The organism is Exiguobacterium sp. RIT594, assembly GCF_003339585.1.
GTDB lineage: Bacteria > Bacillota > Bacilli > Exiguobacteriales > Exiguobacteriaceae > Exiguobacterium_A.
Genome location: NZ_QPKF01000001.1, coordinates 468,973 through 485,157, shown reverse-complemented (window position 1 = coordinate 485,157; position 16,185 = coordinate 468,973). Strand labels below are relative to the sequence as shown.

Sequence of the window (16,185 nt, the reverse complement as noted above, 5' to 3'; positions counted from 1 at the left end):
CCTTCATCAGGACGTCCTGTCACATCTCTCAGCCATGGATGTGTTCTCTCATAACAGTCCGTTGATTGACTACTCTTCCCGTCATCGCTGTTTTCCAAATTAATCTTTCTTCATTTTATCCGAGACGTCCGTAACTCGTCAAGAACTGCTTAACGATTAAATTCGAGTTGTAATTCCTTGAACGTCAGCTCGACTGCTGCAATCGTCTGCTCGATGTCGTCGTCCGTATGAACCGTCGACAGGAAGAGTCCTTCAAATTGTGACGGCGGTAAGAAGATGCCGCGTGCCGCCATCTTTTGATAATACGAACGGAACATGTCTAGATTTGATGATTTTGCCTGCTCGAAATTCGTCACCGGCTGATCCGTGAAGAAGACACCGAACATGGCGCCTGCCCGGTTCGTCGTTAACGGAATATTGTATTTCGCTGCTGCTGCGAGATACCCTTCCGCCAGTCGACCGGCTTTCCGGTCAAACTCTTCGTAATGTTCTGGTTTCAGCTGCGTCAATGTCGCAAGACCGGCTGTCATCGCAAGCGGGTTACCTGATAACGTCCCCGCTTGGTAAATCGGGCCTTGCGGCGCAATTTGTTCCATGATATCGCGACGTCCGCCGTAAGCACCGACCGGCATACCGCCGCCGATGACCTTACCGAGACACGTGATATCCGGTGTGACACCGAAGTATCCTTGCGCACAGTTGAAGCCGACACGGAAACCGGTCATGACTTCGTCAAAAATCAAGAGTGTGCCATACTGTTCCGTGATTTCGCGAAGTCCTTCGAGGAATCCCGGTTGCGGTGGAACGAAGCCCATGTTTCCGGCTGCCGGTTCAACGATGACTCCTGCGATATCATCTCCGTGTTTTTCAAACGCAATCCGGACCGCATCCATATCATTGTATGGAACCGTCAATGTCATGCTGGCAATTTGTGCCGGTACGCCCGGTGAATCCGGGAGTCCGAGAGTCGCGACGCCTGATCCGGCTTTAATCAACAGCGAATCGCCGTGACCGTGGTAACAGCCTTCAAATTTCAGGATTTTTGTTTTTCCGGTATAACCACGTGCGAGGCGAAGCGCCGCCATCGTTGCTTCCGTTCCCGAGTTGACCATCCGGACGACTTCAACCGACGGGACACGGCTGATGACGACTTCTGCCATTGCCGATTCGATTTCGGTCGGTGTTCCGTAGCTCCATCCGCGTGTCGCTTGTTCCTGAATCGCTGCTGTCACGATCGGATCCGCATGACCAAGAATCATCGGTCCCCAAGACAAGACATAGTCGATGTATTCTTTGCCATCGATGTCGTATAACCGTGACCCTTGTGCCCGTTCTGCGAAAATCGGTGTCATTCCGACTGATTTATAGGCACGAACCGGGCTGTTGACGCCACCCGGCATGAGCGGCAAGGCGCGTTCAAACGCCGCTTTTGATTTTGAGTTCTGATTCGTTAAGCTCATTTTGACCCCTCCAAGTAACGACAAATGTCTTTCGCGAAATAGGTGATGATTAGATCGGCACCGGCCCGTTTAAATCCAAGCATCGTCTCCATGACGATTCGCTCTTCATCAATCCAGCCATTTAATGCAGCGGCTTTGACCATCGCATATTCACCCGATACGTTGTATGCAACGATTGGCAGATCCACGCGTTCGCGGACGTCACGAATGATATCCATAAAGGCAAGGGCCGGTTTGACGATCATGAAGTCTGCACCTTGATCAACATCCGCTGTTGCTTCACGGAACGCTTCCCGACGGTTGGCAGGATCCATTTGATACCCTTTGCGGTCGCCTTCACCAGGAGCCGAGTTTGCCGCATCACGGAACGGTCCGTAATACGCGGAAGCATACTTGACGCCGTAACTCATGACCGGGATATGGCTGAAGCCATTCTCATCGAGTCCTTGGCGAATAGCTGCCACAAATCCGTCCATCATCGAAGACGGCGCGATGATATCGGCACCGGCACGTGCTTGTGAGACCGCTGTTTGGACATGCAACGGAAGTGATGCATCATTATCGACCGTTCCGTCAGCGACGATGCCGCAGTGTCCGGTTGACGTGTACTCGCATAGACATGTATCCGCGATGACCGTCAGTTGCGGTGCGACTTTTTTAACGAGCCGTGTCGCTTCTTGAACAATCCCGTGATCATGAAAAGCACCCGTCCCCTGCTCATCTTTTAAATGATCGTGCGGTACGCCGAACAGGATGACTGATTCAATACCAAGTGAAACGACTTCCTTAATTTCTGCTTCGAGATGATCGAGTGATAAGTTGAACACACCCGGCATCGAGCTGACTTCCCGTTTGATGTCGTCCCCTTCCGCGATAAATAGCGGATAAATCAAATCGGATTTGTGCAAATGATTTTCCCGGACGAGTGAGCGTAATGACGCTGTATTGCGTAAGCGGCGGTGGCGTGCGAATTCTAATGTATTCATAACAGTTCCTCCTCTAAAATACAGTCAATCAGTCCGTCGAGCGTATAGACAGCAGCGACCAAAAGCGGTGCCAAACCAGATCGTCGGGCGGCTTGCTCGGTGATTGGTCCGATCGTCACATAAGTCGCGGTCGTTCCCTTGCAAAATGGAGCAATCGCTTCGACGGCCGAAGGACTTTGTAATCCAATATACGTAGCACGTTGCAGCACATCAGGCGGAATCCTCCGTAACTTCGTTTCGTACGTGATGACTTCCAACACTTCAGCCGCAACAGCATTTCTTAATCGTTCGAGCGGTTCTTGACGTGACCGGTTCCCGCGGGCAAAACAAATCCGTTGACCGGTCTCGAGAAGCGGTCGTAATTCTTCGGCGAGCACATCCCCAGTAAAAGCGGATGGCATGAAATCAGGTCTTCGTCCCTGCCGGATTAATGCCGCCGCCGTTTTCGATCCGACGACGGCAATCTTTGTGTCCTGCAAAGACGGAAGCTGTGACTGGATACGTTCGACGCCGGTCGGACTCGTGACAATCAGCCAATCTAATGCTGTCGGCAATTGAAAGGCGACAGGAATCGTTTCGATGACCGGGTGATGGACGACTCCAATCTGTTGTGCCGCTAAACGCGCCACTTGCTCTGCAGTCGGCTGCCGACTCCCCGTCAAGACCAGTTGTTTATAAATCATCCGGTAAAGATGCGAGAATTTCACGGCCACCCGCATCGAGAAGACGCGTCGCAACCGTTTGACCGAGTTGCATAGGATCAAGTGATGTTTCCCGTTCAAGCAAGATTTGTTGTCCGTCTACTGAACCGAGGAATCCGACGAGTGTCGTCGACAAATCTTCGTTGATTGTCGCAAATCCACCGACAGGTACATGACAGCTTCCTTCGATTGCCGCTAAAAAAGAACGTTCGGCGAAGGCTACTTTTTCGGTCATCTGATCGTGGATCAAATTCAATAAGTCACGGACTTCTTGATCATCCGCTCGGCATTCGATTGCCAAAATCCCTTGTCCGACTGCGGGAATCATATCATCCGTTGAAATGTATTCCGAAACGATTTCATCCGACCAGCCCATCCGTTGAAGACCTGCAGCAGCAAGCAGAATACCGTCAAACGGACCTGTCTTCAGCTTTTCAAGACGTGTATCGATGTTCCCACGAATCGATTCGATTTTTAAATCCGGACGTAATTTGAGTAATTGGGAACCGCGGCGTAAGCTGCTTGTTCCAACGATCGCGCCTTCCGGAAGCGAGTCCAGTCCGCCGCCTGTCGTCGTAATCAAGGCATCACGCGCATCGACTCGTGCAGGTGTCGCGCCGATGATGAGCCCTGTCGGCAACTCAGACGGGAGATCTTTCATGCTATGCACAGCAAAATCAATGTCTTCGTCAATCATCTGTTGTTCGATTTCTTTGACGAATAATCCTTTACCACCGACTTTAGATAGTGTCACGTCAAGGATGCGGTCACCCTTCGTGATGATATTCTTGATTTCGAATTCGTATGGTGCACCTGCTTGTTTCAATTGTTCGATGACCCACTTCGTTTGTGTCATCGCAAGTTTTGAACTACGTGAACCTACTATGATTTTTCGCATGCTGAAATCCCCCTGTACAATAATAAAGGGGCGGCACAAGTCCGCCCCATGCTTTTCTATTGTAACACAATTCGGTCTATGTTCACCGATTCACAGCTTTCCGTTCAGCTGTTGTTTCTTCCTGTAACACCATTTCCTCAGCGGCACTGTCAAACAGTTCTTCGTCTAATGCAAACGTATCCATGAACTGCGCAATCCGTTGATCGGCGTCTGGTTTTGCGGCTGCATCTTTGATGTAGGATAATGGCTCGCGAAGCAGTTGATTGATGATGGATTTCATGTGTTTTCCGATCACGGTTTTTTCCCGACTTGTCATGTTCGGCAACTTCCGCTCCAGGCTTTGCATCGTCTCTTGCTGGATTTTAAGCGACTGGTCACGGAGTTCCGTAATGATCGGAACGACACCAAGTGTCGTCATCCACCCTTCGAACTCGGCAATCGCAGCTTCAATCCGGCGTTCGATTTTTGCTGCTTCTTTCATTCGTTCTGCCATGTTTTGCTGGACGATCGACGTCAAATCATCGACATCATATAAATGAACACCCGGCAAGTCACCTGCCGTCGGTTCGATATCACGCGGAACCGCGATATCGATCAACAGGAAGGGACGATCACTTCGGAACAATTGTGCTGCAGCAATGTCTTCACGTTTGATGATTGCCCGTTTTGCTCCGGTTGAAGAAATAACGATGTCAGCCCGAAGCAGACCGCATTGCATTTCATTGATCGAATGTGCGGATCCTTCGAAACGATTCGCCACTTCTTCGGCTTTGGCCAGCGTCCGGTTAAAGACGGTGATATCACGGGCACCCGCTTCATACAGGTTAAGTGTCGTCAATTCGCCTGTTTCTCCGGCACCGATGACCACGATGGATTTGTCTTCAAGCGATCCAAGTAACTGTTCCGCCAACGTTACGGCAGCTGCGCTGACCGACACCGCATTTTCACCGATTCCCGTTTCAGCATGCGCGCGTTTCGCAAGCGTGACCGCTTCTTTAAACAATTTATTGAAAACCGTTCCTGTTGTCTCGAGTTTTTGTGCCGTGAAGAAACTTGTCTTCACTTGCCCAAGAATCTGTGTTTCGCCGACAATCATCGAATCGAGTCCGCTCGTCACCCGGAACAGATGCTTCATCGCGTCAAATCCCTCGTGAATGAACAAATACGGCTCTAATTCTTCCATCGTCAAACCAAACCAGTTCGCCAGAAAACGTTTTGTATAATAACGCCCTGTATGCGGCTGATCCGTAACAACATATAATTCCGTCCGGTTGCATGTCGAAACGATGACGCTTTCGAAAATACTTTTTTCGTCACGTAGCGCAACGACCGCTCCCTTCATCTCATGTTCCCCAAATGAGACTTGTTCGCGGATTGATACAGGCGCCGTCTTATTATTTAAACCGACAACTACGATATGCATGCGCTCTACCCCTTACGTCCAAAGATTTCATTCTCATCTATCTTTCGTTCTCTACTCTACATTATAACCATTATAAAAAAGATTCCAATCAATTTATAAACTAAAATGAGTCGAAGTTGTGAAACTTATCTTCTTACCTTATCCCTCTCAGCTTCAAAGTACAAACCCTCTGCTTTCATCGTCAGCAGAGGGTTGTGAATTTCTTATTTCGTCGAATCGGTAATGATCCGCGACTCATCCATCTGGACGTCCAACTTTTGTTGGCGCAGACGATAAATCCGGGCAATGTTTTGAACGACGACTTTGGTTACGGCATAGGTCGGGACCGCTAGGATGACACCGATGATCCCGCCGATTTTACCGGCAACAAGTAAAACGATGATGATGGTCAACGGGTGGACCTTCAACGTCTTCCCTTGAACGTAAGGCGAAATCAGATTCGATTCAATCTGTTGAGCAACGACGATCGTAATGATCGCGTAGAGCGCTTTGATTGGATCATCGATGAATCCGACGATGACTGCAGGAACAGCACCGATATAAGGTCCGAGATAAGGAATGATATTCGTGACCGTACAGAACAGCGCCAGTAGCAACGCATATTGAATGTCCGAGATGAAGAATCCGATCAGCGACATGAGACCGACACACAACGAGACGATGACTTGACCGTTCACGTAATGTTTGACTGTCACATGCATGTCATGAAGAATTTTACGTGTCTCCGTTTCATAGCTTTTCGGTAAAATTTTGACGACTGAGTTCGGAAACTTGTAACCGTCAAGTAACATGTAGACCAAAATGAATGGTACAAGCACGATAATCAGCACGGTAGAGGAAATGACACTGAAAATCGTCCCGACAGATGTAGACACCGACTTGAATAATGTACCAATATAAGATGTCGCTTCATTCGTCCATTTATCAAACAAATCGGTATTTTCATGTACCCAGTTGGAAATGAGTCGATTGTTCATCAGCTGATCCCGGAGGTTCAGCGTCTGGTCCCGCAGTTCGACGACCAGATTCGGAATACTCGTTACGAAATCGGAGACTTGCTCCACCAGAATCGGTCCGATGGATGCCACGGCAATCGTGATGACACCGAGAAATCCGAGCAGGACGATTAAAACAGCAAGACCCCGCTTCTTGACTCGCTTTTGAAGTGTATCAACAATCCCGAGTGTGAAGTAATAAAAAATACCGGCGATAATCAACGGTGGGAAAATCAGGGCTAACATCACTTTAATCGGTTGAAATAAAAATGAGATTTTTGTTCCGACCCAGATGACTAAGAATATCGTTAAAATCCAAAGTAAGGCTTTAAACCATTTGTTTCGAAGTAAATCCACGAACAGTCCTCCTACGAGTTTACAATCAACTTGTTTTTTCTTTCGCTTCTTCTGTTACGACTTCATCCAGTCGTTGTCGTTCCATCTTACCCCATTGCCCGCGTCCCGTCATGAACTGAATTAACCCACCCAATTTGAAAAACACAAGGATCGGCCGGTACCAGAACGATTCTGTCAGTGACCACAGGTATAATCGGATCAATTCCTTGACGTTTTTGAAGCGGTGCATTGTCCATTCTTCAAGCAGGACAGCCCCGGCCGATAACAACGAGCCATACAGCAGAGCCACCGTCAGCAGAACGATCCCGAACTCAAAATTAAGCGTTCCGACGAGGAGATTTAATGGAATGATGAAATAACCGATCAGTTCGACGATCGGACCCAATAATTCAATCAAAAAGAAGTAGAGCATCGAGACACTTCCGACGAACCCGTAGCGCGGATTACCAATCATCCGCTTATGCGTCCATAATGTTTCAGCCAGTCCACGGTGCCACCGGCTCCGTTGCGAGCGTAAGACTTCCATTGTCTCCGGCGCCTGCGTCCAGCAAACCGGTGACGGAACATATTCAATCCGTTTATCAATCTTGTTTTCTTTCATGTAACGGTGAAGCCGGACAACCAGTTCCATGTCCTCGCCGACCAGCCCTTCTTTGTAGCCCCCAGCTTGAACAACGATAGACTTTTGAAATAATCCAAAAGCGCCGGAAACGATCAATAACATATTAAAGCGGCTGAGTCCGAGGCGGCCGAATAAGAAGGCACGGAAGTACTCAATCATCTGCATCAACACAATCCGTTGTTTTGGTGTCCGAATCTCAACGATTTCGCCGCCTTCGATCGTACAACCGTTAACGAGGAAAATCGAACCGCACGTCGCAATGACATCTTCATCGGACTCAACAATCGGCTTCATGACTTTCAGGAGAGCATCCCGTTCAAGAATCGAGTCTGCATCAAGTGAACAGAAGTACGGATAGCTCGAGTAATCGATTCCGGCGTTCAAGGCATCCGCCTTGCCCCCGTTTTCTTTGTCGATGACGATCAAACGGGCATCGATTCGGGAACGGTAAACCTGTTTGACCGGTTGCGATCCAATCAGAATCCGGGGAAAGCGTAATTCCTTTTCCAACTCGTACGTCTTAAACAGTTCGTCCATTGTCCCGTCACTTGATCCATCATTGATGACGATGACTTCATGTTCCGGATAATCGAGTGCCAGCAGAGCCTGGACACTGGTGACAATCGTATACTCTTCATTGTAAGCCGGGACAAGGATACTGACCGGTCGTGTATAAAGGGAACGCATTAACGGAAGATAGGAACTTTCTTTCCGTCTGAATCGTTGTTTCCGGACCATTTGCGCCGAAATCAGATACAACGATGAATAGAAAATGATGACGAGAATCATATAAACCAGTACAGTCCAGGATAAAACGTTGATGATATTTTGAATCATTTCAGATGACAACATGTTGTTTCATCTCCTTTGCTAACCGTTCTGTCGCTTTTTGTTTGGCATAACGGTCAGGATGATCTTTTGCGACAAGCGCCAGCTGTTCGAGACCACCACAGGCAAGCAAGGCGTCAAATGCTGCAGTCCGCACCCACCAGGAACGACTGCCGACAAACGGCAGGATGTAGTCGACGGACTCTTTCGGTGCCACATTTTCTAAAAAACGCAAGGCCAACATCTGCTCGACCCAACTCGTCTCATCCTCAAGATAGGGCATATAGAGTTGCCAGTCTTCTTCGAGACCGACACGCGTCAACGCCCGGAGTGCCCGTTTCCGGATTTCCGGATTGGCATCTGTCGTTTTCGTTCGTGCCAGCTCTGCATACTGTGTTTCGTCACGATCATAAACCAACTGGAGAATCGCCATCTGAAAGGGTTCTGTCAACGCGTCAAACGTTTGAATCCACAATGTTAAGTCTTTGCTGCGTCCGACTGCCAGGACGGCTCCAAAAAAACTGATATCGCTTTTTTGTTTCGCTTCTTCAATGGCCAGTTCCGGAGCAATCGAAACCAACGTCCGGATGATGACATCTTCTTCTTCCCGCGATAATGATTTATGCAGCTTTTGATGCAGTTCAGTTGCGACCGGCTTTAAGCGGAATTGTGCAATTGCTTCGTATGCGTTCAAGCGACGATCGATCCGCCGGTGCCGGATTTGTTTATGATAGTACGGCAACAGCTTTGCTTCGACGTATTGGTAGACCCGTTCTTGATGGGAAACCGTCGCTGTCAGATTCGTAAAGGCAAACAGTTCGAGCTCGACCAAGTCTTCGTTTCCGGATAAGATTTTCGGCATGTCAGATTGTTCACCTGTCGCAAAATCATATAGTTCGTCCCGGAAATGTAATTGCCATGTCAAACGGCTGTCTTCCTGCTTGGCCCGTTTGCGTTTTTGAATCACGAGGTACACGAGTGCTCCAATCTGCAGGACGACCAGAAGGACGATGAAACCTAAAATCCATTTCATCCGCGGACCTCCTCTAGTCTGTTGACCCATGCCCGAAACTCTTCGACTTTGAGCGGCAAGGTCATGATGCCGTCGACCCCACGCTCAATCGCCAGCACATGGTCTCTTTCCCGGTTGTACATCGAAATCATGATGGCATGAAACGGAACGATGGTTTCCTGTTTCGCGCGTAACAATAACTCAAGTCCGTCAGCTCGCGGGAGTGCAGATGAGAACACCAACAGATACGGACGTGTCGCCACATGCTGTTCCAAAAATACTTCTGCCCGTTCGTACAAGGAAAGGGTTTCAAAGTTTTTCGTCAATTCGCGTTCCAGCAATCGTCTGAGATGCGGGTCATCCGTGACGATTACCGCATCGATGACACGTTGAACACGTTTATACCGAACGATCCGGTCCAACAGGACATTCTTGTCTAAATCAGCCGGAACGATTTCCCGTGCGTTCTCAAGCAAGTAGAACAAGGCATCGTTCACGTCCGGATTCAGATAGACGACAGGAATTCGTTCTTCCTCAACGGGTCGACTGGCGAGAATGACATCCGCATAGGACACGTCCGTTCTCGCACATCGCCCTTCTTGAATTAAATCATTGACGGTTTCCGGCATCACACCGACTGTATGAATGAAGATGACTCCTGATGTTGACTCATTTACGTCCTGTTCGGACAAGATATGCGATGAGCTTGTTTCTTGATCGATGGGTTCGATTGTTGCATTGATTAATTTCCACATCTCTTCCCGGCGCATTTATCTCACTCCTTCTTTAAATGCTTGTTGCATCGTTTGATAAACCGGTTTCAACGCTTCACGCTGTTGCGGATTCGTCCATTCCGACCAATTGTAAAAACCACGGTCTTTTTCCGGAATTCGTGTCGTCCCGATTTGACCGGTCACTTCAATCCCTTCCGTGATCATCTTCGCTTCGAGCCCGTCTTTCCAAAAATCTCCGATGATTTCATGTTTGCTTGGGTCGCGCATGTTCATTAACATCCATGGAATCCGGAGTTCGATTTGTTTCCGCTTCATGTCGGAGATATCGGTCAAGATACTTTCCGGTGGTCCTTCATGTAAGATGCCGGTGTCCCACTTCACGGCCGGCTTGATGATTTTTTTAGTGACCGGGTCCCGTCTTGCATAGTCGAGCATTTGGTAAATCGGATTAAAGTTTCCGCTGTTTTGTTGATCGGATGGTGGTTTGACCATCTCAAACGGTTTTTTCAATCCGTAATGGTAGCGGAAGATGTCATACCGTTCATCGACGTCCAGCCGTGCTTGATCGGCAATCGTTAAACGATATTCTGCTCCTTCTTCCAGTTTCAACGGTCCTACTTGTAAGTTGCCATCGTTCGGTTTCGTCGAAAAGGCGAGTGTCGTCGGTTCCGCTTTTTTCCGGTCAATCCGGACATACAGATAGGCTTCATCTGATGTCATGTAAATGGCTTGATCGTCGTTTTTCGCTACTGGCGCATACCCTTTCCAGTCATCCATTTTTCCGTCAATCGTAATATCGGCTCTTAAGAAACCGAGCATTCCGAAATGCTGTTCGCTCGTTTGAACATTTGACCAACGCGGACGCGTGTTGGCATCATCGTAGTCCATCGTGTTCCACGTCCGTTTGAACCATTCATCCTGCCAGATGAAGACGAGTCCGCCGGCCATTTTCGTTTCAACGATGTCTTGATACAACTTCGCCACAAGTTTTCCCTGGTTTTCTTCACTGACATGCCCTTGATCAAATCCATTCGGTCCAAGGTGAGTTTTACCGCGCGAACTCGGAATACCGAATTCGGAAACAAGTAACGGCATATCATGATAGTCTTTCATCCGTTTAAGATACCGGCTGTACGACTCTGAGCCGGTATCCCCTTTCCGTCCAAATTCTTCCTTGATGAACGATGGATAGTACGGATAAATATGGTACGAGGCAAAGACGCCGCCTGCAAAGTCTTTTGTGGCCTGGATATGATTGAAATCAATCGATACTAAATCCTGTTCTTCTTCCACTTCCTCTGGATGTGAAAGCGGATCCGTCGTCGGCCAGTTCGTTGCTGCGATCGGCCGGGTCGTTTTATACGTGTCGAGCTCATGTTGCGTCGCAGCATCCATCCGACCGGCTAACCACGACTCGAACGGAGATGCCTCTTTTGTCGTCGTCACATATTTTCCGTCGTACCGAAGTCCTTTATTCTTTTTGTTTGTTCCGATGACGGCATCCGGTAACCATTCAATCCCGAACACAAATGCCGAGACGTATTGCGAAACATCTGACGTATAGGTTCCGGAAGCATGACCGACAACTTCTTTGACGACCGCATTCCCGTGAATCACGTCGACCATCCGCTTCGCTTCCGTATCCGTCATCTTCAAAAATTTCGGTTCAAAGGCATTTTTTAATTCCTCGAACGGTTTTTCTTCGACCCACATGCCCTGCATTAAATAAATCGGTGTTTTTGCCGTTTCATTGTAAGCTTTTAACGCATCATAAAAAGCGGGAGGATGCAGGGTATAAATCCGGATCGTATTGACGCCCATCTCGCCCATCTGTTTCAGCCACCGGTCGTATTCATTCCGGCTGATGGCGTGTTCTCCAGGGAAAGCACCGGGACGACCGAGTCCAACGTTCACCCCTTTAACGAAATACGGTTTCCATTTTCCGTCTTGATACATCTCAAGTGTATCCTGGCCAGAGCGTGCCCGTGTCCGGACTGTCTGATTGTTGACTTTTGTTTGTGCTAACGGCTTAACTTGTACCGCCTGCTGTTTTACGACTTTCGTTTCCTTTAAGATACGACTGATGGTCGGTGCATAGACTTTCCAAAAGAAGGCGGTCTCGCTGTCTGCACTATCCAAAATGAATTGCTTGCGGAACCAGTCAAGACCGGCATAACGATAGTAGCGGGGAATATCGGCCACATCTGTGAAATCACCTGCAAAATAATGACCGCTACCCTGTTTGACGTATGCGGGGAATTCCAGTGGCAATTGTCGTTCACGCAACATGGCTTGTGTTTTCTTTGACGGATTCCAAGAGAAATGCGCCTGTTGTTCGCCACCGTCAAGCTCCAACACTTCAAACCAGTAATTGTAGCGGACTTCATCCTTCGCCTGGCCCTGGTTTTTATCCCATGTGTATACAAGAGGTGTCTCATCATTGACGAAAAAGACTTCTTCCGTCGAATCGTTGATAAAGACATAACCCGGTCCGGACAATTTAAATGTTTTATCTTTTGCCTGAAGCTTCAATTTATCGATGACCGTCTGATCGAGTCCCTGTAATTTCGTCAAGTCCGGGAAAAAGCGTCCAATCCATCCTGTCCATGCCGTACCAAACAATTGCCGAAACGCATTGGAGCGATCGGATGGCGTCGGGCTGGCTGCTGTATTAAACTCTGCGACGACTGTCTTTCCTTTTGAAATCGCGTCTGTCGCCAGTGCCACATCCTCAGCCGTCAGTCCGCCACGATGTTGTTCCTTACCATCGACCGTATAGGATTTCCCGTACGTGTCCGTAAACAACAGGACATCCGCCTTGGCTGCTTGTTTGAGCATCGTTTCGCCTTGCGTCCCGTCATAACGGTTTACATAATCCGCGTATGTATAATTCTTTCCTTCATCCTTCGTGATTTTCAAATGATTCAATAACCAGGTCGTTCCTGCATGCTCCCGTTGCTGTTTTCCCACTGTATAATCAAATAAGACCACGTTTAACATACGTTCTTTTTGTACAAACCAAATCAATAGCGGTGTCAAAATCAGAAGGACAATTATCATTGCGATCCATTTATATCGCTTCATCTTTACACGTCCCTTCCGTACTTTTGTTTTTTTCTATTGTAACGTGAAAACAATCTATCGCATATATGGGAACTGCTTATTTCTGAAAGGTATATTTTGGATAAAAAAAGAAACGACTACCGTTAGGCAGTCGTTTCAAGTCATTTGCATTATAAGTGACGGTAGATGGCTTCCCATGCTGCGTCGACACCTTCACCTGTTTCCGAAGAAAAGGGAATAAATGTGTCTTGCCCGTCAAACTGTAATTTCCGTTTAATCGCCGCAATCTGTTTATCACGTTGACCACGCTTGATTTTATCGAGTTTGGTTGCTACGACGATGACCGATAAATCGTAGTATTTCAGGAAATCATACATGATAACATCATCTGCTGAAGGTTCATGACGGATATCGACGAGGAGGACTACCCCTTTTAAGATTTCACGTGTCGTGAAATACTTTTCCATCATCTTGCCCCATGCCTCACGCTCGGTTTTTGAAACTTTCGCATATCCGTAGCCGGGTACATCGACAAACATGACTTCATCATTAATATTGAAGAAGTTTAACGTCTGAGTTTTACCCGGTTTTGATGATGTGCGGGCGAGTGCTTTTCGCTGAACAAGTTTGTTGATGAACGACGACTTTCCGACGTTCGAACGTCCGGCGAGTGCCACCTCTGGAAGGAGTGGTTCCGGATAATGCTCCGGATTGACACCACTCGTAATAAAATCTGCTTTATAAATTTTCATGTTACTCTCCTTTTAATGCATGTTCGAGCACTTGATCCATTGTTGCGACCGGTATGAAGCGAATGCCGTCCCGGACCGTTTCCGGAATGTCATCGATGTCACGTGTATTGTCCTGCGGCATCAAAATCGTCGTCAGACCCGCACGATGCGCGGCGAGTGACTTCTCTTTCAGACCACCAATCGGCAAGACACGTCCCCGTAATGTAATCTCTCCGGTCATCCCGACATCTCGCCGCACAGGGCGTTTCGTCAAGGCGGAAATCAATGCTGTCGCAATCGTAATTCCTGCCGAAGGACCATCTTTCGGGACTGCACCTTCCGGAACGTGAATGTGGATGTCTTGTGTCTCATAAAAATTCGGATCAATCTTAAATGCTTCCGCATTCGCCCGAACGAAACTGTGCGCCGTTTGAGCCGACTCCTGCATGACATCTCCTAATTTCCCCGTTAACTGCAATTTTCCTTTACCTGGAGCGAGACTCACTTCAATCGTCAGTGTATCGCCCCCAAATGCAGTATACGCTAAACCGGTCACCGCGCCAATCGTATCTTCGAGTTCACTTTGACCGTAACGGTAAATCGGTTTGCCTAAAAAGTCAGGTAAATTACGTTTTGTGACCGTGACCCGTTTCTTTTCGCCCATCGCGATTTGTTTCGCCGCTTTTCGGCATAACGCACCGATGACACGCTCTAAACTCCGCACACCAGCTTCTCGTGTATACCGCCGCACGACCTCTTGTAAGGCATCCGGTTTAACCGTCAGCTGACTTTTTTTCAGGCCGTGCTCTTTTAATTGTTTTGACAATAAATGCCGGATGGCAATCTCTGTTTTTTCCTGTTCCGTATAGCCGCCGATTTGAATCAGTTCCATCCGGTCAAGCAGTGGTCCCGGAATATTGGAAACATCATTTGCGGTCGCAATGAACAGGACGTTTGATAAATCAAACGGTTCTTCGATATAGTGATCGGAAAAACTGTTGTTTTGTTCCGGATCCAGCACTTCGAGCATCGCTGAAGACGGATCGCCCCGGAAATCGTTTGCCATCTTATCAATTTCATCGAGCAGGAAGACCGGGTTGTTCGTTCCGGCCTGTTTCAAGCCGCGAATGATGCGGCCGGGCATGGCTCCGATATAGGTCCGGCGGTGCCCTCGGATTTCTGCTTCATCACGGACTCCACCAAGTGAGACACGAACGAATTTGCGCTCGAGCGCTGTAGCAATCGACCGTGCCAGCGACGTCTTCCCGACTCCCGGAGGACCGGCCAGACATAAAATCGGTCCGCGTAACGAATCGGTCAACTGTCGGACCGCCAAGTATTCAAGAATCCGTTCCTTCACTTTTTCCAATCCATAATGATCTTCATCCAACTGTTCCGATGCGGCTTCGACGTTCAGGAAGTCGTCGGTCGCTTCGTTCCAGGGAAGCGAAAAGAACCACTCCAAGTAGTTCCGGATTACACCATGTTCCGGACTCGTTGCCGGTACGACGGAAAGACGGTTGATTTCTTTTTCGATATTAACGACTGCCGTTTCCGACAAATCAAGCATTGCTAATTTTTCTTTGTATTTTACAGCGTCACTTTCCGCCGAGACTGCTTCTCCACCGAGTTCCTGTTGAATCGTCTTCAGTTGTTCCCGTAAATAATATTCACGTTGCGACTGTTCAATCGTCTTTTTCGTCCGTTCCCGCATTTCGCGTTCCAGTTCGACGACTTCATATTCATGTTTCATGACATCAAGAAGCATGACCCCGCGTTCAACCGGATCATTTTCTTCCAGGAATTCTTGTTTTTTGGCAATGTCGATCGGTAACTTCGAAGCGATATAATCCGTCAACGAGTCGAGTCGTTCATATGTTTCAAAACGACGCCGTTCGTCCGTCCCGATTCCTTTGATGCGTGATACCAATTGCCCGAACTGTTCCTTGATCAGACGGACGAGCGCTTCCTGCTTCGCCCCTTTGATGTCGGCTTTTTCAATCGGTTCAATATTTGCTTGGTACCCTTCGTCCGTTTCCGTTACTTGATCAATCCGGACACGTTCTTTACCGATGACCCGCACGCGGACCGTATCGTTGCCAAGCTCACTCATTTTTGCAATCTGAACAAGTGTACCGATTGTATGCAGGCCGTCAACAGATGGTTCTGCTTCCGGATCACGTTGCGTAACGACGACCAGATCAATTTCATGTTCTTTCGACGCCAATAATGCTTTTAGCGAGACAGGACGCCCGACATCAATCGTCAGGCCGATTAATGGGTATGCGACGACACCACGTAGTGGCAATAATGGATATTGTTTTGTCTTCATCAAAAATCTCCTCCTAAACAAAAAGACTCGGAAAGGCGTACAA

At 48.2% G+C, this 16,185-nt stretch carries 12 protein-coding genes; all 12 read right to left on the bottom strand.

Annotation, left to right across the window (positions count from 1 at the left end; all coding sequences use genetic code 11):
• Positions 1-149: 149 nt before the first annotated feature.
• The 12 genes from hemL to lon all read right to left on the bottom strand — a co-directional run bounded on the left by hemL (position 150) and on the right by lon (position 16,142).
• Complete coding sequence (hemL, locus tag DVG79_RS02385) at positions 150-1,460, bottom strand: glutamate-1-semialdehyde 2,1-aminomutase (protein ID WP_114595308.1); 1,311 nt, start codon at positions 1,458-1,460, stop codon at positions 150-152.
• Positions 1,457-2,446: a porphobilinogen synthase gene (gene hemB / locus DVG79_RS02380; RefSeq protein WP_114595307.1), complete on the bottom strand. Its 990-nt coding sequence runs from the start codon at positions 2,444-2,446 to the stop codon at positions 1,457-1,459. Before hemB ends, hemL begins: the two co-directional genes overlap by 4 nt.
• Positions 2,443-3,153 carry a uroporphyrinogen-III synthase gene (locus tag DVG79_RS02375; protein ID WP_233494508.1) on the bottom strand — a complete coding sequence of 237 codons (711 nt, stop codon included), beginning with the start codon at positions 3,151-3,153 and terminating at the stop codon, positions 2,443-2,445. The genes hemB and DVG79_RS02375 overlap by 4 nt, the downstream gene beginning before the upstream one ends.
• On the bottom strand, positions 3,119-4,045 hold the full coding sequence (gene hemC, locus DVG79_RS02370) for a hydroxymethylbilane synthase (protein ID WP_114595305.1): 927 nt from the start codon (positions 4,043-4,045) through the stop codon (positions 3,119-3,121). Before hemC ends, DVG79_RS02375 begins: the two co-directional genes overlap by 35 nt.
• A gap of 82 nt (positions 4,046-4,127) precedes the next feature.
• Positions 4,128-5,468, bottom strand: coding sequence for a glutamyl-tRNA reductase (hemA, locus tag DVG79_RS02365; protein WP_114595304.1), 1,341 nt, complete (start codon positions 5,466-5,468; stop codon positions 4,128-4,130).
• A 203-nt stretch (positions 5,469-5,671) separates the two neighbouring features.
• Positions 5,672-6,820 carry an AI-2E family transporter gene (locus tag DVG79_RS02360; protein ID WP_114595303.1) on the bottom strand — a complete coding sequence of 383 codons (1,149 nt, stop codon included), beginning with the start codon at positions 6,818-6,820 and terminating at the stop codon, positions 5,672-5,674.
• A 25-nt stretch (positions 6,821-6,845) separates the two neighbouring features.
• A complete protein-coding gene (locus DVG79_RS02355) occupies positions 6,846-8,294 on the bottom strand; it encodes a glycosyltransferase family 2 protein (protein ID WP_114595302.1) in 1,449 nt (482 codons plus the stop codon).
• Positions 8,281-9,303: a HEAT repeat domain-containing protein gene (locus DVG79_RS02350; protein ID WP_114595301.1), complete on the bottom strand. Its 1,023-nt coding sequence runs from the start codon at positions 9,301-9,303 to the stop codon at positions 8,281-8,283. Before DVG79_RS02350 ends, DVG79_RS02355 begins: the two co-directional genes overlap by 14 nt.
• Positions 9,300-10,052: a response regulator gene (locus DVG79_RS02345; protein WP_114595300.1), complete on the bottom strand. Its 753-nt coding sequence runs from the start codon at positions 10,050-10,052 to the stop codon at positions 9,300-9,302. Before DVG79_RS02345 ends, DVG79_RS02350 begins: the two co-directional genes overlap by 4 nt.
• Positions 10,053-13,100: a hypothetical protein gene (locus DVG79_RS02340; RefSeq protein WP_114595299.1), complete on the bottom strand. Its 3,048-nt coding sequence runs from the start codon at positions 13,098-13,100 to the stop codon at positions 10,053-10,055.
• Positions 13,101-13,249: 149 nt separating this feature from the next.
• Complete coding sequence (gene yihA, locus DVG79_RS02335) at positions 13,250-13,831, bottom strand: ribosome biogenesis GTP-binding protein YihA/YsxC (protein WP_012371013.1); 582 nt, start codon at positions 13,829-13,831, stop codon at positions 13,250-13,252.
• A 1-nt stretch (position 13,832) separates the two neighbouring features.
• Entirely contained in the window at positions 13,833-16,142 is a 2,310-nt protein-coding gene (gene lon / locus DVG79_RS02330) for an endopeptidase La (RefSeq protein WP_114595298.1), read from the bottom strand.
• Positions 16,143-16,185 lie beyond the last annotated feature (43 nt).

What these genes read in the sequence shown, in the direction of transcription:
- hemL (WP_114595308.1), bottom strand. Translation starts at nt 1,460, where the DNA reads ATGAGCTTAACGAATCAGAACTCAAAATCAAAAGCGGCGTTTGAACGC.
- hemB (WP_114595307.1), bottom strand. Translation starts at nt 2,446, where the DNA reads ATGAATACATTAGAATTCGCACGCCACCGCCGCTTACGCAATACAGCG.
- hemC (WP_114595305.1), bottom strand. Translation starts at nt 4,045, where the DNA reads ATGCGAAAAATCATAGTAGGTTCACGTAGTTCAAAACTTGCGATGACA.
- hemA (WP_114595304.1), bottom strand. Translation starts at nt 5,468, where the DNA reads ATGCATATCGTAGTTGTCGGTTTAAATAATAAGACGGCGCCTGTATCA.
- DVG79_RS02355 (WP_114595302.1), bottom strand. Translation starts at nt 8,294, where the DNA reads ATGTTGTCATCTGAAATGATTCAAAATATCATCAACGTTTTATCCTGG.
- DVG79_RS02350 (WP_114595301.1), bottom strand. Translation starts at nt 9,303, where the DNA reads ATGAAATGGATTTTAGGTTTCATCGTCCTTCTGGTCGTCCTGCAGATT.
- DVG79_RS02345 (WP_114595300.1), bottom strand. Translation starts at nt 10,052, where the DNA reads ATGCGCCGGGAAGAGATGTGGAAATTAATCAATGCAACAATCGAACCC.
- DVG79_RS02340 (WP_114595299.1), bottom strand. Translation starts at nt 13,100, where the DNA reads ATGAAGCGATATAAATGGATCGCAATGATAATTGTCCTTCTGATTTTG.
- yihA (WP_012371013.1), bottom strand. Translation starts at nt 13,831, where the DNA reads ATGAAAATTTATAAAGCAGATTTTATTACGAGTGGTGTCAATCCGGAG.
- lon (WP_114595298.1), bottom strand. Translation starts at nt 16,142, where the DNA reads ATGAAGACAAAACAATATCCATTATTGCCACTACGTGGTGTCGTCGCA.